The sequence below is a fragment of the Conexibacter sp. CPCC 206217 genome (genome assembly GCF_030646165.1).
In the GTDB taxonomy this organism is placed as follows: Bacteria; Actinomycetota; Thermoleophilia; order Solirubrobacterales; family Solirubrobacteraceae; genus Conexibacter.
This window is the reverse complement of sequence record NZ_JAUTDO010000027.1, coordinates 1-709: the sequence shown is the minus strand read 5'-3', so window position 1 is coordinate 709 and position 709 is coordinate 1. Positions and strand designations below refer to the sequence as shown.

The following is a 709-nucleotide window of genomic DNA, read 5'->3' as shown; positions in this document are numbered from 1 at the left end:
GGCACGAGCATGCTCGCGCAGGCGCAGCAGGCGCCGCAGGCCGTCCTCTCGCTCCTGCGCTAGGACACACGCGTCTTCGCTCCGCAAGGGGCGCCACAAATTCGCCCCCACATATCCGGGGCGACATAATCGGCTCCATCGAGGGACCGACCAGGAGAGGCGAGCGGCTCAGGCTGCTCGCCTCTCTTTATTCTTCACCCCACATCCGTCCAGCGCGCGTTCGAACAGATCAAATGCGCAGGCGACCTGCCGATCACCGGGGCGAACAGGGCGACATGGAGTCGTCCGGGACACATGACAAGGAGTTAGGCCCCCTATGTCCCTTCGCATCAACACGAACGTGGAAGCGTTCAACGCCCACCGGAACCTCGAGGGCACCAGCAACAAGCTCGCGAAGTCGATGGAGCGACTCTCGTCCGGCTTCCGCATCAACCGTGCCGCCGACGACGCAGCCGGCCTCGCCATCTCGGAGAAGCTGCGTGGTCAGATCGGCGGCCTCGATCAGGCCCGGCGCAACACCCAGGACGGCATTTCGCTCGTGCAGACGGCGGAGGGTTCGCTGACTGAGGTTCACTCGATGCTGCAGCGCGTGCGTGAGCTCGCGGTCCAGTACGACAACGGCACGCTGGCGACGACGGACAGAGGCGCGATCGTCTCCGAGGTCACGCAGCTGACGCAGGAGATCGAGCGGATCGGTACGACTGCGCAG

At 65.3% G+C, this 709-nt stretch carries 1 pseudogene; it reads left to right on the top strand.

The window, feature by feature from the left end:
* Nucleotides 1-316: 316 nt before the first annotated feature.
* Nucleotides 317-709 (top strand): annotated as a pseudogene (locus tag Q7L65_RS27615) (flagellin FliC); the annotation flags it as partial.